The following is a 19308-nucleotide window of genomic DNA, read 5'->3' as shown; positions in this document are numbered from 1 at the left end:
CAAGGAGGTTGCGATGGACATGAAGAGACGGCGATCACATCGGTCGGGACGAGCGCCTATGCTGTCACCAGGACGGCCACCATTGGCCTCACGAACCGAGCTCCAGCGGTTCTGGTCCGGTATTGCCATGGGGATGAGCAGCGATGATGCTGCTGTCTCGGCGGGCATGTCGGCCCCCGTCGGCGCTCGCTGGTTCCGAAAGGCGGGCGGCATGCCACCAGCGATGTTCAGGTCTTCGGCCAAGCCGTTGTCCGGGCGGTATCTCGCGTTTGCCGAGCGTGAGGAGATTGCGCTTCTTCGTGTCAAAGGCCTTTCCAGGCAGGAAATCGGACGCCGACTTGGTCGAGCCGCTTCGACGATCTCTCGAGAGCTACGGCGCAACGCTGCGACACGCGGCGGCGGCCTGGAGTATCGAGCGACGACCGCTCAGTGGCATGCGGAGCGATCAGGTCGGCGACCGAAAGCCACAAAGCTTGCTCTCAACACAGCTTTGCGCACCTATGTCGAGGAGCGGCTCGCCGGAATGGTCACGGCGCCGAAGGGTGTTGCCATTCCCGGCCCGACTGTTCCCTGGAAGAGCCGTCGGCATGGCCAGCGCAAGGATCGACGATGGGCGAAGGCTTGGAGCCCGGAGCAGATCGCCAACCGTCTCACCGTCGACTTTCCCAATGACAAGGGGATGCGCATCAGTCACGAAGCCATCTATCAGGAGCTCTTCATCCAGGGTCGTGGTGAGCTGCGCCGTGAATTGACGGCATGCCTCCGCACGGGGCGGGCGCTGCGGACGCCGCGGGCGCGAGTTGGTCAAAGAGGCAAAGGCTTCGTGTCGCCCGAGATAATGATCAGCGAACGCCCGGCCGAAGCATCCGATCGGGCAGTTCCGGGACACTGGGAAGGCGATCTCATTCTCGGGTTGGAGAGCTCGGCGATCGGCACGCTCGTCGAACGCACGACCCGCTTCACGATGCTGCTGCATCTCCCCCGGCTTGAGGGCCACGGTGACGGGCCGCGAGCCAAGAATGGTCCCGCGCTCGCCGGGCATGGCGCCGAGGCTGTTCGTGATGCAATCGCCCGCACCATCGTAGCACTGCCTGAAGAACTTCGACGGTCTTTGACCTGGGACCAGGGCGCTGAAATGGCCCAGCACGCCACGCTCAAGATTGATACGGGCGTCGAGATCTACTTCTGCGATCCGCGGAGCCCTTGGCAGCGCGGCACCAACGAGAACACCAACGGGCTGCTGCGCCAGTACTTCCCGAAGGGTACGGACCTCAGCGCCCACAGCGCCGAAACGCTCGCCGCCGTGGCTGCGACCCTTAACGCCAGGCCGCGCAAGACTCTCGGCTGGAAAAGCCCCGCTGAAGCTCTTGACGGATGGCTGAAGAAAACAGAAACGAACCCTGTTGCGACGACCGTTTGAATCCGCCCTGCACGCCGCGATCGCTGTGATGGACGAGGCCTCCCTTCCGGGCAGGCTTTCGATCGTGAAGCGCCTGTTCCAGAGCATCGAGAACGAAGTCCGTCCTGGCCGAGCGCGACACGCGCCAGCCGACGATGCGGCGAGCGAAGACGTCGATCACGAAGGCGACGTAAACGAAGCCGGCCCAGGTGGCGACATGGGTGAAATCCGAAACCCAGAGGGCGTTTGGACATGGCGCCTTGAACTGGCGGTTGACCCGATCGAGCGGGCACGGGGCAGCAGGATTGCTGATCGTGGTCCGCACGGTCTTGCCACGCACGGCGCCCTTCAGACCCATACGCCGCATAAGACGGGCCACCGTGCAACGGGCGACGTCGATCCCTTCGCGCCGCATTTGCCGCCATATCTTGCGCACGCCGTAGACTTCGAAATTCGCCTTGAAGACCCGGCGGATGTCTTCGCAAAGGCCGGCGTCACGGCGTTCGCGGGCTGGCGCCCGGGCGGGATCAGCTTGCCGGGCGGCATGCACGCGATAGGTCGACGGGGCGATCGGCAGCCCTTTGCAGATCGGCTCGACCCCGTAGACGCTGCGATGATCGCCGATGAAGGCCTTCATCGTCTGAACGGGCGGTCGAGCTCCCCTTGCCCGGCAGGCGAATGCTGGCATTCGCCGAGAGGGGCCTGGGCAAAATACGCTGACGCCTTACGAAGGATCTCGTTGGCCTGGCGCAGTTCGCGGTTCTCCCGCTCCAGCGCCTTGATCCGGTCGCGCTCTTCACTACTCGGTCCGGGACGAAGGCCTTGATCACGCTCTGCCTGTCGCACCCAGCCGCGGAGCGTCTCGGGCGTGCAGCCAATCTTCGCCGCGATCGAACCCATCGCCGCCCATTGCGAGGCGTGCTCGCTCTGATGTTCGAGGACCATTCGCACGGCGCGCTCGCGGACTTCCGGGAAAATCTGTTCGTCGTTTTGCTTGTCATGGCTCCAGTCTCTCAAGAGTTGGAGCCTCCGGCAAACCCGAGGCGGTTCACGCCGCGCCTGGTTGGCGTCCTTGGTATCCCGCGCCAGACGACGCAGGCCAGGACCATCGAAATCGGTGCGAAGTGGAATGGGCGTCGCCATGGCAAACCTCCGTTTGCCACCATGATTCAGATCAGAACCAGTTTGGGAATCCCCTACGAGTCAGACCCGATGCTCGCTGGTATGAACGTTTCCATCCCTCACAAACTTGTTTTTGATGAGTTCACAGGCTTGCACGCACTTGAAAAATTTGCCTAACCTAGGGTTACACGGACCGTACCGAAATCGTTGTTTCGAAATCTGGAATGGAGAGAAATACATTGGCAAACGGCACATCATACTTTCCTGGCGGCGTTTATCCAGAAAACTATACACCCTCGATCCCAGGGGTGGATTACAATATCAGTTTTACAGACCTTTTCTTTCTTGGATCTCTTACAAGAACATCATTCTCCGCAACCGAACAGATGTTCGACGCAGGCGGCGGGTTGAAGTTCCGGCTCATCGGCACCGGTTTCACCTACGACTCCCAGGGTGCTGCCACCGGCGGAACGATACAGACTGCCGAATTCCTGTTGGCGGACGGCACGACACTGGTGAACCAGCTGACCGATATCAACCGGTCGCTGGAGAATTTCGAGGCAGCGTTCAATGCTTACGGCCCCAATATCGGGCGCTGGCTGCTGAATGGCGACGATGTCCTGATCGGTCAGGCCGGCGGCGACGATCTTTACGGTGAAACCGGCAACGATACGCTGAACGGCGGCGATGGCGACGACTACATCGACGGCGGCCAGGGAACAGACACGTACGACGGCGGCGACGGCGTCGACCAGCTGTCCTTCCAGACATCCTATTTCGATCCGGCAGCCTTCAGTGGCATCAACCTGAACGCCCAGACGGGAACCGTTATCGATCCGTTCGGTAACTCGGAAACCTTTGTGAACTTCGAAGGCTACCGCGGCACTCTTTTTGCCGACGTCTTCGTAGGATCGAGCGTGGGCGAAGTCTTTTACGGCCTCGGCGGACGAGACTCGATCGATGGCGGCGGCGGGGTGGACACGGTTCGATACGACCGTGATGACCGGCAAGGCGGCACGCGCGGCGTGAACGTTGATTTGACGACCGGAATAGCCATCGATGGCTTTGGCAGCCAGGACACGCTCGTCAGCATCGAGAATGTACGGGCGACCAATGCGAACGACGTGGTCACCGGCAGTTCCGGCGCCAACCTGATTCGCACCTTCGGCGGCAATGATACGCTGAACGGGCTTGCGGGCGCCGACATCATGCGGGGTGGCGCCGGAAACGATTCCTACTACGTCGATAATTCCGGCGACGTCGTCGACGAAAGTGACGACGGTGGAAACGGCAACGATACGGTCATCTCGTCCATCAGCTTCGACCTCGCCAACTCGGCGGTCATTCTTGGCCAGGTCGAAAACCTGACATTGACAGGATCGGGCAATCTCTCGGGGATTGGCAACGGCCTGGCGAACGTCATCAATGGCAATACAGGCGCCAATTCGATCGCAGGCGGTGACGGCGGCGACAAGCTCAACGGCGCCGGTGGTGCCGACAATTTGTCGGGTGGCGAGGGGGCCGATACGATCACAGGCGGCGCAGGTGCCGATACCATCTCGGGCGGCACGGAAGGCGACCTCATCAACGGCGGGGCGGACGGCGACTCGATCTCCGGCAATGACGGCAACGATTTCATCTACGGCGACGACCCTGGTAGCGCCAACTATAGCGACGCCATCAGCGGCAACGCCGGCGCTGACTCGATTTTCGGCTTCGGCGGCAACGATACGATCTGGGGCGGAGCGGACGGGGACTCGCTGCGGGGCGGCGACGGCGGTGACACGCTGCGCGGCGAAGGCGGCAACGACTATCTCTATGGCGAGGGCGGCGCCGACGCGTTTCAGTACACGGCCCGCGATTTCGACACTGACCAGATCTTCGACTTTCAGAACGGCGTCGACAAGATCCAGATGTCGCAATCGATCTTCGCAAACTACGCTGCTGTCATGGCCTCCTCGCAGCAAATCGGGGGCGACGTCCTGATCGATGCGGGTTCCGGCGACAGGATCGCACTAAAGAACTTCTCGCTCGCCAATCTCACCGCGGATGATTTCATCTTCTTCTGATTCCTGGCCAAGAACGAAGCAGTCGCCCGCCGGTAACGGGCGACTGGTCGAGGGCCCGTCGATCATCAGGTCTTCGGCGGCATAGCGGAAAAAACGGCGTGTGCCGCAGAACGGCCTCGCGATAGCCCGTCCGCGCGTTCCATACTGCACGAAGCAGACCAATCTTGCTGGATTTGCGCGCGAGTTTAGGCGCCGAATCCCCTTGATTAGAACCGCGAACCCCTTTAGTACCTCGCCTCGGAGAGGTGGCCGAGTGGTCGAAGGCGCGCCCCTGCTAAGGGCGTAAACGGGGAACCGTTTCGAGGGTTCGAATCCCTTCTTCTCCGCCAGTGCAACTGGTTGATATCGTTTATGAAATCCCCGCCCAAACGGCTGATGTACCCAGCCGTGTACCCAGGGCGGAACCCCAATGCACCTTTCCCGGCGACCCTCCGGCTATCGTTTCCAACTGCGAATCCCTGTCGTCCATCGCGAATCCTTTGGGCTTTCGCCCCTTCGGGTTTCGCTCGGCCGACTGACGGCAACGGAAGCTCAACGCAGAGCGACTAGGCTTGCGGCTCACTGTCACGAGCTTTGGGATGCTGGCATGGCCGACCGCGAAACCCTGATCCGCAGCCTGGCCGTTCTGGCCGCCGAGCTGGAAACGCTTGACCGCGGAATCCGCTGGGCTGGGCTGAAAGCTGCGTCGGCCCGCTCGGAGGCCGATCAGCACGGCGGGCACGACGATCCCGACTCGCGGGAACTCGCCGCGCATCACCGCTCCGCCGCCGCCGCGCAGGATGCCCGCAGGAAGGCGCTGGCGTCGATCCGGACAAGGCTCGACGTCGTCGGCGCGGCGCTGGCGCAGGATGAAGCCGCGTGGTCGTCGGAACGGGCGAGCCACGAGCGGTTCGTCGACCTCGCCCTCACCATCGGACGGCGGATCGACCCTCAGCCTGCCAACGCGGCTGTGGCCCCCGTCGCTTCGCCGTTGCCTCCCGTCGTCCCCGAGGTTCCCGGTCTGCCGTTGCTCAGTTCGTGTGTCGGCGCCTACACGCAATCGGTCCGGGACGCTGGCAGGTCGGAGGCTTACGCGATCGGCATCGCCGGCAAGCTCGGCGAGTTCATCGCCATCGTCGGCGACAAGCCGTTGTCGGCATACGTCAAGAAGGACTTACGGACCTTCGGCAAGATCATCGCCGACATGCCGAACCACTGGACCAAGCTCAAGGAGTTCCAAGGCTCCACGCCGTTGGAAATCGCGGGCAGAATCGCGGAACGCCGGAAAGCGGGAAAACCCATTCCGCCCTGTCGGTCGGAAACAACGATCGTCACCTATGTCGGCGCCGTCGTCGGCGCGTTCGAGTGGCTGGCTGTCGATCGCGAATTCGACTCGCCCTTCACCGGAATGACCGTCACCCCGCCAGCGCACGCCCCGAAGGCCGTCACGCGCGAGCCGTTCAGCGTCGAGGCGCTGAACACATGGTTCGCGCGCGCTACGAAAGAGGTCCGTCCAGACGACTACTGGCTGCCGCTGCTCGGCACCCTCACCGGCGCCCGCATCGGCGAGTTGGCCTACCTCCAGGGCGGTGACATCCAAGAAGTCCGGCCGGGCCTTTGGGTCGCGAACCTCATGAGGTATCTGACGATCAATGGCAAAGCGGAAATCCGCCAGATCAAGAACGACGGCAGCCGTCGCCTGTTCGCCTTGCACCAAGAACTGGTCGAGGTCGGATTCGTCGCCTACGCGAAGGCGCGTCGGGATAGCGAATGGGTGTTCCCGCATCTACATCGCGACATCGCCGATCCGGCCGACACCGCCTCGAAGCGTCAGGGAGCGCGACTTCGAGCGTACGGGCTGCACACGCGGCTCGCGACCGTGTTCCACTCATCGCGTCACAGCGCCAAGGACCTCCTCCGTATCGCAAAGGTCGATCCCCGGACATCCAGCATGCAGACGGGGCACGCGTTCAAGACGGTCGAGGAGAGCTACGGCTCGAAGACGCTGCGCGCCGACGAAGTCGAGGTGCTGGCGGCGATGCCCTTGCCCGAGGGGCTGGACCTGTCGCCCTACCGGACCACCCGTGGCCCAGCGCGGCAGCTTAGGCGGAAGAAGGTTCGAGCAGCCTCAACCGCGGCCGGGGAGTGACGGCTTAGCCGGCACGAGCCGGGCGGATCACATCGCCGCCGCGAGGGCGTAAGACCCTCCCCGGGGGGAGGGTCGGAGGCGAACGCTAGTTCGGGTGGGGGATCAGGATACCTCAACCGTATTGGACAGCTCCCCCATGTTTCCGCGTGAAGCTTGGAGAGACGCGGCCACCCGCGGGTTGAAGGGGAGATGGTCCGCTTCGATGGCTTCTTCTTCGCGAGCGCGCGCATTGAAGTCAGCCTCGGTCATTCCGTCGTAAAGCTTGAGTTCGGCTTTCAGCGCCTTCGCCGCAGCCACCTCGGCTCGCCACTTCGCATGAGACCGCAAAGCCCCGCGTAGTTCGGACCTCGACCGGACGGAAAGCTCCGCGAACCCCTCCGCCTTTTCCAGCAACGCCAGTTCGGCGTCGATATTTGCGAGGATTCGTCCGCCCAAAAGACGGCGCGCCTTTTTGAGATTCAAGCGGCGGTTCCGGAGCGCTTGGTCCTTGAGACCCTTACGGCCTTTCTGGAGCCACTTGTCGAACGCCTTCTCAGTTGTCGGGATCGTCTCCCCGTGTGCCCGAGCGAGGATCGCGCGCCCGACCGCTTCGGCTAGCGGCGGCGGAACCGCGTTCGCGATCATCAACATCCGTCTGCGGTTCTGGGGGATGTCGAGCCAGTTCCAGTCCGCAGGAAACCCCTGGATGCGTGACAGTACATCCATCGGCAGCGGGGGAATGTCCGCTGACGGTCCCATGTCCCGCTCATGATCGACGTACCAGTTCTGCGGCCCCTCATGTGCGCTCCGCAGGAGGGTCGGGCACGGGCCGTCGATCGACCGGACACCCGAATGTCCGGTGTATGGACGCATGAAGAACGCGCGGGCCTCCGGCGGGTGGTTCCCGCCGGGATGTACACCCACGTCGTCGCCAAGCTCATCCCGGACCGACATCCTGTGAGGCGACGCGGCCTCAGCTATGGCCGACGCAAGGAAACCGTCCGCCTCGCCAAGGCGCCCGATCGCAAAAAATCTCCGGCGCATTTGAGGGGTGCCGTAGCGGCTGCCGTCGAGAGAGACTTCCGTCAGGCCATAGCCGGCCTTCACGAAGAGGGCGCGGGCGCGGGCATAGGTCTGCGTCTTCCGGGCAGCGATGACGTTCTCCATTACGAACCACGCCGGCCTCGCCGTTACGATCGCAATCGCGAAGCCGAGCGTCAGGCTGGCGTTTCGACCTTCCGTTCGCTTTCCCGCTGAGGAGAAATCTTGACAAGGAGGCCCCCCGACGATGATGTCGGGCTGGAGTTGCGCGATCGTCGGCGCCATCTCCAGCAGGTTCGCCAAGTCGAACCTGCTGTGTAAAATCGCATGCAAATCTGACCCCCTGAGCGGGGTATTTCGCGTCCAAAACTGACCCCCTGCTGCGATGTTTTAGGTTTCCGCTTTTCCGGCCTTTCGGGCCGTGGAGGGCGATGCTGGGGAATGATTGGCGTGGATTTGATTGGACAGATACGGCGTGCGTTTCACGACCAAGGGCGGGGGATCAAGACGATCGCCCGGGAGTTTTCAGTGTCGCGGACGACGGTCCGCAAAGTTGTTCGCGGCGACGACACTGAGTTCCGATACGAGCGCGAGGTTCAGCCGGCGCCGAAGCTTGGGGCTTATGTCGAGGACCTGACGGCCATCCTGGAAGCGGAAGCCGCGCTGCCCTGTCGGGAGCGCCGCTCGACGCAGCGTCTTTTCGAGGAGCTGCGCGGTCGCGGCTATGACGGGGCCCACGACAGCGTTCATCGGTTTGCCCGGACATGGCGTCAGGAGCGCTCTCGTCTTCCAGCAAAGGCGTACGTGCCGATGAGCTTCGCACCTGGCGAGGCCTACCAGTTCGACTGGAGCCACGAGACGATCACGCTCCAGGGACTGCCGCTGATGGTGAAGGCCGCTCACATGCGCCTGTCGCACAGCCGGATGCCGTTCGTCCGCGCCTATTTCCGGGAGACGCAGGAACTGGTCTTCGACGCCCATGACAAGGCGTTCGCCTTCTACGGCGGAGTTTGTCGTCGCGGAATCTACGACAACATGAAGACGGCCGTAGAGACGATCTTCGTGGGCAAGGCCCGTCAGTACAACCGCCGTTTCTTGCAGATGTGCTCGCACCACCTGATCGAGCCGGTGGCCTGCACGCCCGCGGCAGGGTGGGAGAAAGGCCAGGTGGAGAACCAGGTCGGCAACCTGCGCGACCAGATATTCCGGCCCAAGCCCAAGGTAGCAAGCCTCGAGGAGCTGAACGCTTGGCTTGAAGACCAGTGCATCGCCTATGCCAAGCGCACCCGTCATCCCGAGTTCAAGGATCGGACCGTCTGGGAGGTCTTCCAGGAGGAGAAGCTGGCGCTGATGGAGCTTCGCTCGCCGTTCGAAGGGTTCGTCGAGAAGGCGGTCCGGGCCAGCACGACCTGCCTCGTCATGGCCGACTACAACCGCTACAGCGTCGACGCCCGGGCCGCCGGCCAGACGGTCCTGGTGCGAACCTATGCCGAGCGGGTCGTCGTTCTGTTCGAGAGCGAGATCGTCGCCGATCATCCGCGGCAATTCCGTCGCGACCAGGTCATCTACGATCCCTGGCATTATCTGCCGGTGCTTTTGAAGAAGCCGGGGGCGCTGCGCAACGGAGCGCCGTTCAAGGACTGGGACCTGCCGCCCGCTCTGGCGCAGGTCCGTGCCGATCTGAAGCGGCACGACGACGGCGACCGCCAGTTCGTCAAAGTGCTCGGCGCCGTCCTCGATCATGGGCTTGATGCCGTCGAGGCCGCCTGCACCGAGGCTGTAGAGGCCGGGATCTGCCATGGCGACGTGATCTTGACGATCCTCGCCCGGCAGCTTCAGCCGCCGCCGGTGTCCAGCATCGAGATTCCCGCGATGCTGGCCTTGAAGGCCCCGCCGTTGGCCGACTGCGCCCGCTACGACAGCATCCGGAAGGTGGCGTGATGGAGCGCCACGACCTTCTGGCCATGATGGAAGATCTGAAGCTCCAGGGCATGCGCGCCAGCTTCGACGAGATCACCGGCAAGGGCCTGCAACGCCGCGACGAACTCTACCCATTGCTCGCCAGTCTCTTGCGGGCCGAGCACAACCATCGTCAGGCCCGCTCCATCGTCTACCGTGTCGCCAGTGCCAAGTTCCCGGTGCTGAAGGATCTGGACGCCTTCCGCTTTGCCGACACGACGATCGACGAGGCCAAGGTGCGCGAGATCGCCACCGGCGCGTTCCTCGAGGCCAAGCGCAACGCCATATTCATCGGCGGGACCGGCACCGGAAAGACTCATCTGGTCATCGCCACTTCGGCCGCAGTGGTCCGCTCTCATGCCCGAGGGCGGTTCTACAATCTCGTGGACCTGGTCAACCAACTCGAGCAGGAAAAGGCTGCCGGCAAGGGAGGCCGCCTGGCTGAGAACCTGTTGCGATACGATCTCGTCGTGATCGACGAACTTGGCTACCTGCCGTTCAGCCAGGCCGGCGGGCAACTGCTCTTCCATCTCATCAGCAAGCTGTACGAGCATACCTCACTGCTGATCACGACGAATCTCGCCTTCGCCGATTGGCCGCAGATCTTCGGCGATGCCAAGATGACCACGGCGATGCTCGACCGCCTCACTCACCACTGCGACATCATCGAAACCGGCAACACGAGCTGGCGCTTCAAAAACCGAAGCTAATCCTCAAACACGGAATCCATCATCCCGAACGCCGACATGCAAAAGGGGCCCGATCGGGCCCCTTTTGCATGTCGGCGACAACGTCAGCGCAGGGGTCAATATTGGACGCGAAAAGGGGTCACGGTTGGACGCGATTTGACACTCCAGAACAATGCGACTGTCGACTGGCACCACCGCGAGAGCGCCCGGGCGAAGATGCGGATCCTCGTGTAGCGCATTCTGAAGCGGTTCGGCTATCCGCCGGACCTTGCTGACGAGGCGGTTCAGACGGTACTCACGCAGGCCGAGGTTTTCTTGCGGGAGGTGCAGGCTTAGAGGTATGCGCGGCCGTTAGCTTGACGAAGAGACATGCGCGTTCGTCTCGGCATCGCGTAGCCCCTGCTCCAACTCTTCGAGAGCATCGAACACCGAGGGGCCGCGCTTAGCCAGTTCCCGGCCCGCGGCTGTAACCGCGATCCGCGCGGTCCCGGCGAACAGGTTAACGCCGAAATAGCTTTCGATCCGGTGGACGCAGTCGGTGATCACCGATTTTTGGATCCCGTATCGCGTGGCAATTCGATCGCGAGCGCCTCGCTCCTGTTCGAGCGCCTCGATCACAAGCTCGATTCCCAACTGCAAATCCTTCAGTCGTAGTGCGGTCGTGGGGCGGGACAGATTCTCGATGGTCATCGTATTCTCCAGTCAGTCGGCACGACGCATATGCAAGTTCGTATCAGCGCACCGTCACGCCCTCCCTTCGAAACCCTCGAACGTTACGCTCTCCCTAAGAGTCGGCATTTCGAAAAATCCGAATGCTCTAAACTCGGGAACCTTCCCGCGACGCAGCGGTCTCTTCGATTTTTTCGAAGGGTTAGTTCGATGACTTCGACCCGTTGAGGTGGATGCGGGAGAGCGGGTTGCAGGGTCGCTGTCCCGACCAAAGCGATACGCCGGGCGCTGCGGCCCATTCTAACTTGGCTTTCGGAAATCTCGAACTGCACCCCCTGTAGCACTTTGCATTTTGGAAATCCGAACCCTCGTTGGCCGGATTTGCACCGGCAGACTGCAAGGATGCCGTCCTAACCGCTTAGAAACCCATGCCCGCGAGCATGCCGGGGCAGAGGGTCTCAAACTGTGCCGAAACGGTCCGGCGGGCACCGGCGGAGGACAACTCCGCGCGGGTTCCTGTATTAAGATCCAGCCACTGAGGCGTCCTGTCGCCGAATTCGTCCAGCCCTGGACCGTCGTAGCGATACTTGACACCCTCCGTGACGATCGACTGTTCGCTGCACATGGCGGCGGCCGTGAAGCGGCTTTCACCGTAATCGCGCAGGACGCCTTCGACGCAATCGGCTTCGCCTTCCGGATTGTCGACGTACCAGGCGCTGCAATGCTCCTTCGCCTGAGGACGGGCGATCCGTGCAACGACCGTAATGGTCCTGCCTGCGGAGACCTCTGTGATCAAAGGCCCGGGGCATTTCGAACAGATGGGCAAGACGTCCCCCACTCTGGGAAGCCCCGTCGGTTTGATCGCTGATTCGGTTGGAACGACTGGCTCCCTGCCACCTGGCTGTGCCGCCACCCTCCGCTTGCAGGCTGTGCTCGCCATTTGACGTGCCTCCACGTTCTTCCGGGCCATTCCGACCCGTGACGAAGCACCATCCAGAGCGGAGACGACGAGCCTTTCTCCCTGCCGGGTATCGACCCGCAGTATCGCTGCGCAGGGTTCGCCCCCCCTCATCACCCATTCGATTTTTTTGCCGAAGGGCACGCCGACGCCGATTTCAATGGGTTCCAGGTCGGCCGATTCGAGATAGGGCTCGTCCTTCGTCCCCGGTCTGGACTTGCCAAAAGCAGGGACCGCCCGACCATCGAAATAATGGAGGGACGCAGCATAGCCCTTCGGTCCTTTGCAGTGCCGCACGAACTCGTCCGGGCCGAGGTCTTGCGCACGGCACGAGGCGACGTCCGTGTAGACGCTCTCGGCCTTGGCGGTGCCGCCAACGAGTGAAAGGGCGACGAAGATAAGGGTGAGCAGCGGCGCGGTCTCATATCGTACGGACACGGAGCACCTCCACACCGGATGACGGGTTGAGGCGCAGCGCCGAGATCTGACTTTGCGTCCGGGCATAGGAGATCGCGGTCGCGAGACACAAGGGAAACGCGATCAGGCCAACCAACAGCGGGATGAAGAGAATGCTCACGAGTGTGATGATCCCGAAGGTGATGGCGCCCTTGGTGACGGATGCCGTCCTCAACTGCCCGTCGATTTCGCAAGCCGCCAAGAGCTGCCTCGTGCTGCCCAACAAGTGCATCTTGCGGAAGTAGAAGGTGCCGCGGGTCCCGACAGCCAGAGCGTTCGGCATCTCCGAGGTCACGATGGCGAGCCGCACTTGGGTTACTCGTCCGTCGTCCTCCCTGATGTGGACAGAACCGTAGTTGGTCCAATTCTGAGCGAAGTGGGAGTTGCTGAGTTCAGTAACCCTGCCGGTGATCGGAATGAGCTGTGCCATCGCGGTCTCCCTAGAGTCGGACGTCTGATGCGCCGGCGACGGCATCGCTGCCCCGTCTCGCGCCGATAAGTTGAAGCAGCAGTACCGCGCGGTTCATTTCGGGTTCGAACACAACGGCCTCGATCTGCCAGTTGTTCTCCTGCCGCGCAAACGTCACGGAGCCACTGTTCTTGTCGTCCAGTGGGAACGGCGCGCCCCAGACGTACTGACGGGCGCGATGGCTGCTCTCGCCCGACACGACGACGTCGAAGGAGTCGGTGTGTGGACCGTACTTCTCGCCGAGTTTGGCGACGATCTGCTCAGGCGTCATGCCAACGACGTTTTGGACCATCTGCATCGATAGGACGCGCTTACTCTCCATCAAAGGCTCGGCGGAGAAGTGCACGGTACCGCAAAGCTTCTCTTTATCGAGTTGGCTCTTGCAGTCGAATTCTCCCCCTGCGATCGACAACTGTGGGAAAGCAGCGGGCGGGCGAACCGGCGACCAGGGACCGGGCAGTCCGTCGGCGCGGGCGCTGAAGTTGTAGGACGCGACCATAGTGTATGGTTTGTCCATGAGTTCCGCGACGAGACCGCTCCTCGCTGCCCAGGTGATGTAGTCGGAATAGGAAGATCCGACCTTTAGGCGGTGTGGACAAAGGGGATTCCCAAATCACCTGCTGACTGATTCAAGGCTGCTCTTTGCGGAGGGCGGTGTTGGTTCGAGGTTTGATGTCGGATGCGGAATGGGCCTTCTTCGAGCCGTTCGTGGTCGAGAAGGGTCCGAGGCGAGGTAGACGGCCTCGCGATCATCGGTTGGTGCTCGACGGGGTCTTCTGGATCGCCCGAACGGGGACGGCGTGGCGTGATCTACACAGCGATTTCGGAGCCTGGAACTCCGTCTATCGCCAGTTCCGGCGCTGGACGCAGGCGGGGCTCTGGGACGTGATACTGGAGGCGCTGAATGAGATCGGCACGGGTCATGACAGCGTTCAAATGATCGATTCTACCATTATCCGCGCCCATCAGCACGCCGCCGGCGCGCTAAAAAAAGGGATCAGGACCAAAGTCTTGGCCGCTCTCGTGGTGGCTTCTCGACCAAGATCCATCTCCGCAGCAATGCTCGAGGCCTCCCTGTCGCTATCACGCTGAGCGGCGGTCAGGTCTCCGATATGAAAGGCTATGCGCCGGTCATGGACCAGCCCGGTCCCAAGCCCTGTGTCCTGCTCGCCGACAAGGGATACGACGCCGACTTCATCCTTGCCGACCTCAAGGCCAGAGGCGTTGCCGCGGTCATCCCCGCAAAGCGAAACCGCAAGGTCCAACCCGTCATTGACGGATACATTTACGGCCTGAGAAACCTCGTCGAGCGCTGCTTCTCAAAGCTGAAACACAGTCGGCGGCTGGCCACGCGATACGACAAGACCGCAGACAGCTTTCTCGGCTTCGTTCTCGTGGCATCCATCCGATTGTGGATCAGACACTTTGTCCACACTGCCTAGGCCAAGCATGTCTAGCCGCTCGTCGGTAATAGCAGAGGCGGCAACATCGCCCGCCCGTTGCATGGGCGCGTCGGGCGCTTCCGTCGTCATAGTGCCGATCACCTTCCCGCCAGACGTGATGCGAACCGAGCGCACCTGAGTCCGAAGCGCGCCGTCGCGATCCCGTGAGACAGCAAACGGCCTGACCGTCAGTTCCAGGTCAACTGTCCTACCCAACCTTTCGGTCTGCGATAACACACTCTTCGCTTCGGCTACCGGCAGTTTCCAGGCAGCGAAGTCTCGGTAGTTGTCGAAAACGATCTTCGTGCCCCCGAGGGGCACATAGATGTCGGGGCCGAAGGTCCGCAGGGGAAAGCCGGCGGCCGCCGCATCGTACTCGCCGAGACTGTCGGATAGGCGGAGCACGATCCCGTCGACGTCGGCCATCCCCGTGTAGTCGCGACGGAGCCGATCGATCTCGGATACTAGAACGGCGGCGCGGTCGAACTCCGAGGCCTGCCGAACGGCATCCGTCCGCAATGCCATTTCTTCAAAATCCGGAGGCAAGTTCGAAAGGTAAGCTCGCAAAAGTGATGCCGTAGCTTCGTCCGACATGTCGAGCGTCCGGGCTTGAGCCGGAGCGGCGCAGAGCAGCGCTGCCAGAATGGCGATAGAGATACGCATGGGGTGTTTCCGGAGATGATGGAAAGGAGCACCCACTCTGCGGCGCGCTATTAGCAGCGCACCGTCAATTGAGAATGGGCGCAGAACGAAGTGGCTAGGCGACGCCCAAGTGATAGGCTTCGACGTGAAGCCTCAGCGCCATATGCCTGCCGCGGCGATCGCGTGCCAACTGCCGCGGCGACCCACAGATTTCAGACTGCCCACGTCCCCGGCTTAGACAAGATCTTACCGCGGCTGAGATAGACGAGGCTCTTGATGGCCCTTGCCACGTACCAGACCGAGAGTGCCACGGCGCCGATGGCCAAGACCGGCGAAAGGAGGGCGAGTGGGGGAATGACGAACATCGCCGCCATCGTCACCAACCACGCCAGCGTCAAGACGATGGCCAAGATGAGGCTCTTCCAGAAGGTGCCGGCCTGATAGAGGTAGTGAGATTGCAGAAGTGGTGATGCCTCTTTTCGATCGATCATTGCGATGATCGGCGTAGCGATTGGAAAAACGAGAAGAGCGGCCCCAGCAACATAGCCGAGCGAACGGGATTCAGGGGAAATTATGCTTTCTGTAGTGCTAATATTCGACATGTCTGGCCCCGGGTTGTGAAATTTAGAAGTGCTTACGGGGGAGAGCATTAGTCGCGGGCTTATAAAAAACTCTTAATTTGCCGCCGAAATTTGACTGAATGTATTTCTACCTATTCTGAAAGCCCGAGCTTGCGGGCGGTGCCGATGGCTGTTGCATGCGCGACGTTCTTCGCCGCCAGTTTGGTTTTGATCGCTGAAATGTGGTGCTCAACCGTCCTGAAGGAGAGGTCCAAGAGCATGGCAATCTCTTTCGCCGAATGACCGGAAATCAAAAGGTCGAGGACATCGTCTTCCCGAGTGCTCAGCGCCGTCCCGTCTACGGGAAGCACGAAACGAGTCCGCGTAAGGGAGAAAGCCCAATCAGGTGTTCCAGCGCCAGTGCGTAAAACGGGAACGACGACTCGATCGAAAACGGCAACGACGTCTTGGATCCTCGAACGCATCTGCCTGACGCTGGCTTGGTTTTCTTCTTTGACCCTGAGGTAGTGGGGAATGACATCTTGCTCGACCCATCTCCTATCGGGGTAGTCGCCTAGCCGGGCGACCCCGCCTCGCAGGTCAACATTCTGCTTCGTCTCCAGCATGCCGAAGCCAAGTGGATCGTTGGAGCGCATGTCCATAACGAACAGGTTCACGTTCCGCATGGGGCGGACAGACAAAGAGCGCAACAAAGCCTTAGCCTGGTCGAGGGTCTCGCATTGCCCATTCTGATGCGCCGCAAGTACGAAGGGGATGATGTCGTCCTGCATGTATCACCAACGGTGCTGCTTAGAGCAACCGCAACCGTCTGTTACCCCAACAATGCCGATAAGGTAACCAGCGTCCGAGCGCAACACGTCCTGAGACGCCGCAGCAGAAAGCTGCGGACGCATCCTCGTGACGGGTTCAGCTCAGCCCTTCAAGCGACCGGAGATCTGGTGGACGCCGATACACAGCAATGGTAAACACTCCGCCGAAAAGCGGTTTCAGAACCCTTGTTTTCTGGGCCTTTTGGACGCGCTCGGGAGAATCCCTTCTTCTCCGCCAGTGCAACTGGTTGATATCGTTTATGAAATCCCCGCCCAAACGGCTGATGTACCCAGCCGTGTACCCAGGGCGGAACCCCAATGCACCTTTCCCGGCGACCCTCCGGCTATCGTTTCCAACTGCGAATCCCTGTCGTCCATCGCGAATCCTTTGGGCTTTCGCCCCTTCGGGTTTCGCTCGGCCGACTGACGGCAACGTGTTGATTTCCACCCGGAACTGACCCGGGTTTTCCATCGAGAATTGACCCGGCTCTGAGTTATGCTGAGTGGGTCATGTGTGGGTCAAGGCATGTGCGCTTTCCTTCCTCTTGCGGGTGGCGGCGTCGGTGCTGGCTCTGAAGCGGAAGCTGTCATTTCCAGTCTCCAGGATGTGGCAACGATGTGTGAGGCGATCGAGCAGCGCGGTGGTCATCTTGGCATCGCCGAAGACGGTGGCCCATTCGCTGAAGCTCAGATTGGTCGTGATGACGACGCTGGTGCGCTCGTAGAGCTTGCTCAGCAGGTGGAAGAGCAGCGCACCGCCTGAGGCACTGAATGGCAGGTATCCAAGCTCGTCCAGGATCACGAGATCGAGACGGACGAGGGTCTCGGCCAGTTGGCCGGCTTTGCCCTTGGCTTTCTCCTGTTCGAGCATGTTGACGAGTTCGATGGTCGAGAAGAACCGAACTTTCCGGCGATAATGCTCGACGGCCTGAACGCCAAGGGCGGTCGCGACATGGGTTTTGCCCGTGCCCGGCCCGCCGATCAGCACGACATTCTCCATTCCTTCGATGAACTCGCAGCGATGGAGCTGGCGCACCGTGGCCTCGTTGATCTCGCTGGCTGAGAAGTCGAAGCCCGCCAGATCCTTGTAGGCCGGGAAGCGTGCTGCCTTCATGTGATAGGCGATCGAGCGCACCTCGCGTTCCGCCATCTCGGCCTTGAGGAGCTGCGTCAGGATCGGCACGGCGGCTTCGAAGGCAGGCGCGCCTTGCTCAATCAGGTCGGTGACGGCCTGGGCCATGCCATACATCTTGAGGCTGCGCAGCATGATGACGACGGCGCCGCTGGCGGGATCATGACGCATGGCGGCCTCCACTCCTGCGGGCGCGCAAATCGTCGTAGCGCTCGACATTGGCCTTGGGCTCTCGGCGCAGCAGCAGCGTTTGCGGCGTGTCGATGGCCGGGCCGTCGATCGTCTTTCCGTCGATCAGACGGTGCAGGATGTTGAGCACGTGGGTCTTGGTGGCGACCCCCTCTGACAGTGCCAGCTCCACTGCGGCCAGCACCGCCTGCTCATCATGGTGCAGGACCAGGGCAAGGATATCGACCATCTCGCGATCGCCACCGGGCCGTCGCAACATCTGATCCTGCAATCGCCGGAAGCCTGACGGCAGTTCAGCGAAAGGAGCACCGTTGCGCAGCGCGCCGGGCTTGCGCTGGATCACCGCCAGATAATGATGCCAGTCGTAGATCGTTCGCGGCGGCAGATGATGCGATCGCTCGATCCGCCGTTCATGCTCGCACAAGATTTGCCCCTCGGCCGCAATGACCAGACGATCCGGGTAGACACGGAGGCTGACGGGCCTGTTCGCAAAAGAAGCCGGCACGCTGTAGCGGTTGCGTTCGAAGCTGATCAGGCAAGTAGGCGAGACGCGCTTGCTCTGCTCGACGAACCCGTCGAAGGCAGGCGGTAGCGACATCAAGGTGGGCTGCTCTTCGGCCCAGACATCGGCGACGGTCCCGGCAAGACGGCCATGTGGGATCTCCCGCCAGAGCTCCAGACAACGCTGCTCGAGCCAGGCATTCAGCGTGGCGAGATCGGGAAAGTTCGGCATCGGCTGCCACAGACGCGGCCGCGCATCCTGCACGTTCTTCTCGACTTGCCCTTTCTCCCAACCAGAGGCCGGATTGCAGAACTCCGGCTTGAAGACATAGTGGTTTGTCATGGCGAGGAAACGCAGGTTGATCTGGCGTTCCTTGCCGCGTCCGACGCGGTCTACCGCCGTTCTCATGTTGTCGTAGATGCCGCGCTCAGGCACGCCGCCGAAGACGCGGAAGGCGTGCCAATGAGCGTCAAACAGCATCTCGTGGGTCTGGAGCAGATAGGCACGGACGAGGAACACTCGGCTGTGCGCCAGCTTGATATGCGCGACCTGAAGCCTGGTGCGGTCGCCGCCGATCACCGCATGGTCCTCGCTCCAGTCGAACTGGAAGGCTTCGCCGGGGCGGAAAGACAGGGGAACGAAGATGCCGCGCCCTGTCGTTTGCTGCTCGCGCTGCCGCTCCGCAAGCCATTCGCGGGCGAACGCGGCCACACGGTTGTAGGAACCGGTGAACCCGAGAGCGACGAGATCTGCATGCAAGTGCGTCAAAGGCCGGCGCTGCTTACGTGACTTTGATGCTTCGGCCTTCAGCCAGGCTGCAAGCTTGTCGGAGAACGGGTCGAGCTTGCTCGGCCGCTCCGGCACCGAGAACTTCGGCTCGATCGTGCCGGCCTTCAGATACTTCTTGATGGTGTTCCGCGAGAGCCCGGTCCGCCTGGCTATCTCTCGGATCGGTAGCTTCTCTCGCAAAGCCAAGCGGCGGATGACGTTCAAAAGTCCCATGTAGATCACTCCATTGTCCCCTCGCTCGCCGCGCTCGGGGAAAGGTCACATGGGTCAAATCTCAGTGGAAA

Annotated in this window: 16 protein-coding genes, 1 tRNA gene, 1 pseudogene and 1 other annotated feature; of the genes and pseudogenes, 8 read left to right on the top strand and 10 right to left on the bottom strand. The window is 61.8% G+C overall.

Annotated elements, in window-relative coordinates; all coding sequences use genetic code 11:
* The first annotated feature begins 19 nt into the window (after positions 1–19).
* A complete protein-coding gene (locus tag Sa4125_RS07725; RefSeq protein ID WP_224007635.1) occupies positions 20–1420 on the top strand; it encodes an IS30 family transposase in 1401 nt (466 codons plus the stop codon).
* A 7-nt stretch (positions 1421–1427) separates the two neighbouring features.
* On the opposite strand, the pseudogene Sa4125_RS07720 reads toward Sa4125_RS07725, so the two are convergent.
* A pseudogene (locus Sa4125_RS07720) lies at positions 1428–2400 on the bottom strand (IS3 family transposase); the annotation flags it as partial.
* Positions 1962–2117, bottom strand: a sequence feature (AL1L pseudoknot). It overlaps the preceding pseudogene by 156 nt.
* Positions 2401–2760: 360 nt before the next feature.
* On the opposite strand from Sa4125_RS07720, the gene Sa4125_RS07715 reads away from it, so the two are divergent.
* From Sa4125_RS07715 to Sa4125_RS07705, 3 genes are all read left to right on the top strand, one after another.
* Positions 2761–4590: a calcium-binding protein gene (locus tag Sa4125_RS07715; protein ID WP_224005547.1), complete on the top strand. Its 1830-nt coding sequence runs from the start codon at positions 2761–2763 to the stop codon at positions 4588–4590.
* A 239-nt stretch (positions 4591–4829) separates the two neighbouring features.
* A tRNA-Ser gene (locus Sa4125_RS07710) sits at positions 4830–4919 on the top strand.
* Between the two features lie 257 nt (positions 4920–5176).
* The gene (locus tag Sa4125_RS07705; protein WP_224005545.1) at positions 5177–6718 is read left to right on the top strand and encodes a hypothetical protein; all 1542 of its coding nucleotides are present in this window, start codon (positions 5177–5179) and stop codon (positions 6716–6718) included.
* Positions 6719–6820: 102 nt separating this feature from the next.
* Here Sa4125_RS07705 and Sa4125_RS07700 read toward each other — a convergent pair whose 3' ends face one another.
* Entirely contained in the window at positions 6821–8041 is a 1221-nt protein-coding gene (locus Sa4125_RS07700) for a DNA cytosine methyltransferase (RefSeq protein WP_224005542.1), read from the bottom strand.
* Between the two features lie 138 nt (positions 8042–8179).
* Between Sa4125_RS07700 and istA (Sa4125_RS07695) the strand changes: the two genes are divergently transcribed.
* The 3 genes from istA (Sa4125_RS07695) to Sa4125_RS07685 all read left to right on the top strand — a co-directional run bounded on the left by istA (Sa4125_RS07695) (position 8180) and on the right by Sa4125_RS07685 (position 10722).
* Complete coding sequence (gene istA, locus Sa4125_RS07695) at positions 8180–9679, top strand: IS21 family transposase (RefSeq protein ID WP_224005539.1); 1500 nt, start codon at positions 8180–8182, stop codon at positions 9677–9679.
* Positions 9679–10407 carry an IS21-like element helper ATPase IstB gene (istB, locus tag Sa4125_RS07690; protein ID WP_224005536.1) on the top strand — a complete coding sequence of 243 codons (729 nt, stop codon included), beginning with the start codon at positions 9679–9681 and terminating at the stop codon, positions 10405–10407. Before istA (Sa4125_RS07695) ends, istB (Sa4125_RS07690) begins: the two co-directional genes overlap by 1 nt.
* Before the next feature lie 216 nt (positions 10408–10623).
* Positions 10624–10722: a type I restriction enzyme endonuclease domain-containing protein gene (locus Sa4125_RS07685; RefSeq protein ID WP_224007642.1), complete on the top strand. Its 99-nt coding sequence runs from the start codon at positions 10624–10626 to the stop codon at positions 10720–10722.
* A 15-nt stretch (positions 10723–10737) separates the two neighbouring features.
* Here the strand turns inward: Sa4125_RS07685 and Sa4125_RS07680 are convergent, their stop codons facing one another.
* From Sa4125_RS07680 to Sa4125_RS07665, 4 genes are all read right to left on the bottom strand, one after another.
* The gene (locus Sa4125_RS07680) at positions 10738–11076 is read right to left on the bottom strand and encodes a LysR family transcriptional regulator (RefSeq protein ID WP_224005533.1); all 339 of its coding nucleotides are present in this window, start codon (positions 11074–11076) and stop codon (positions 10738–10740) included.
* 397 nt (positions 11077–11473) lie between these two features.
* Positions 11474–12451, bottom strand: a complete 978-nt coding sequence (locus Sa4125_RS07675; RefSeq protein ID WP_224005530.1) for a hypothetical protein — start codon at positions 12449–12451, stop codon at positions 11474–11476.
* Positions 12435–12899: a hypothetical protein gene (locus tag Sa4125_RS07670; protein ID WP_224005527.1), complete on the bottom strand. Its 465-nt coding sequence runs from the start codon at positions 12897–12899 to the stop codon at positions 12435–12437. Before Sa4125_RS07670 ends, Sa4125_RS07675 begins: the two co-directional genes overlap by 17 nt.
* A 10-nt stretch (positions 12900–12909) precedes the next feature.
* Entirely contained in the window at positions 12910–13437 is a 528-nt protein-coding gene (locus Sa4125_RS07665) for a hypothetical protein (protein WP_224005524.1), read from the bottom strand.
* Positions 13438–13610: 173 nt separating this feature from the next.
* Here Sa4125_RS07665 and Sa4125_RS07660 point away from each other — a divergent pair.
* Positions 13611–14380, top strand: a protein-coding gene (locus tag Sa4125_RS07660; protein WP_224000436.1) for an IS5 family transposase whose coding sequence is annotated in 2 segments (ribosomal slippage) — positions 13611–13919 and positions 13922–14380 — 768 coding nt in all. Because the reading frame shifts where the segments join, the coding sequence is not laid out codon by codon here.
* 854 nt (positions 14381–15234) lie between these two features.
* Here the strand turns inward: Sa4125_RS07660 and Sa4125_RS07655 are convergent.
* The 4 genes from Sa4125_RS07655 to istA (Sa4125_RS07640) all read right to left on the bottom strand — a co-directional run bounded on the left by Sa4125_RS07655 (position 15235) and on the right by istA (Sa4125_RS07640) (position 19237).
* Entirely contained in the window at positions 15235–15624 is a 390-nt protein-coding gene (locus Sa4125_RS07655; protein ID WP_224005521.1) for a hypothetical protein, read from the bottom strand.
* Between the two features lie 110 nt (positions 15625–15734).
* Positions 15735–16373, bottom strand: a complete 639-nt coding sequence (locus tag Sa4125_RS07650) for a helix-turn-helix transcriptional regulator (RefSeq protein WP_224005517.1) — start codon at positions 16371–16373, stop codon at positions 15735–15737.
* 547 nt (positions 16374–16920) lie between these two features.
* Positions 16921–17715 (bottom strand): IS21-like element helper ATPase IstB, encoded by a 795-nt coding sequence (gene istB, locus Sa4125_RS07645; RefSeq protein WP_223998982.1) that lies wholly within the window; start codon positions 17713–17715, stop codon positions 16921–16923.
* Positions 17705–19237 carry an IS21 family transposase gene (gene istA, locus Sa4125_RS07640; protein WP_223998973.1) on the bottom strand — a complete coding sequence of 511 codons (1533 nt, stop codon included), beginning with the start codon at positions 19235–19237 and terminating at the stop codon, positions 17705–17707. The genes istB (Sa4125_RS07645) and istA (Sa4125_RS07640) overlap by 11 nt, the downstream gene beginning before the upstream one ends.
* Positions 19238–19308: the final 71 nt, after the last annotated feature.

The sequence above is a fragment of the Aureimonas sp. SA4125 genome (genome assembly GCF_019973775.1).
Classification (GTDB): Bacteria; Pseudomonadota; Alphaproteobacteria; order Rhizobiales; family Rhizobiaceae; genus Plantimonas.
This window is presented reverse-complemented; position numbering and strand designations above follow the sequence as displayed.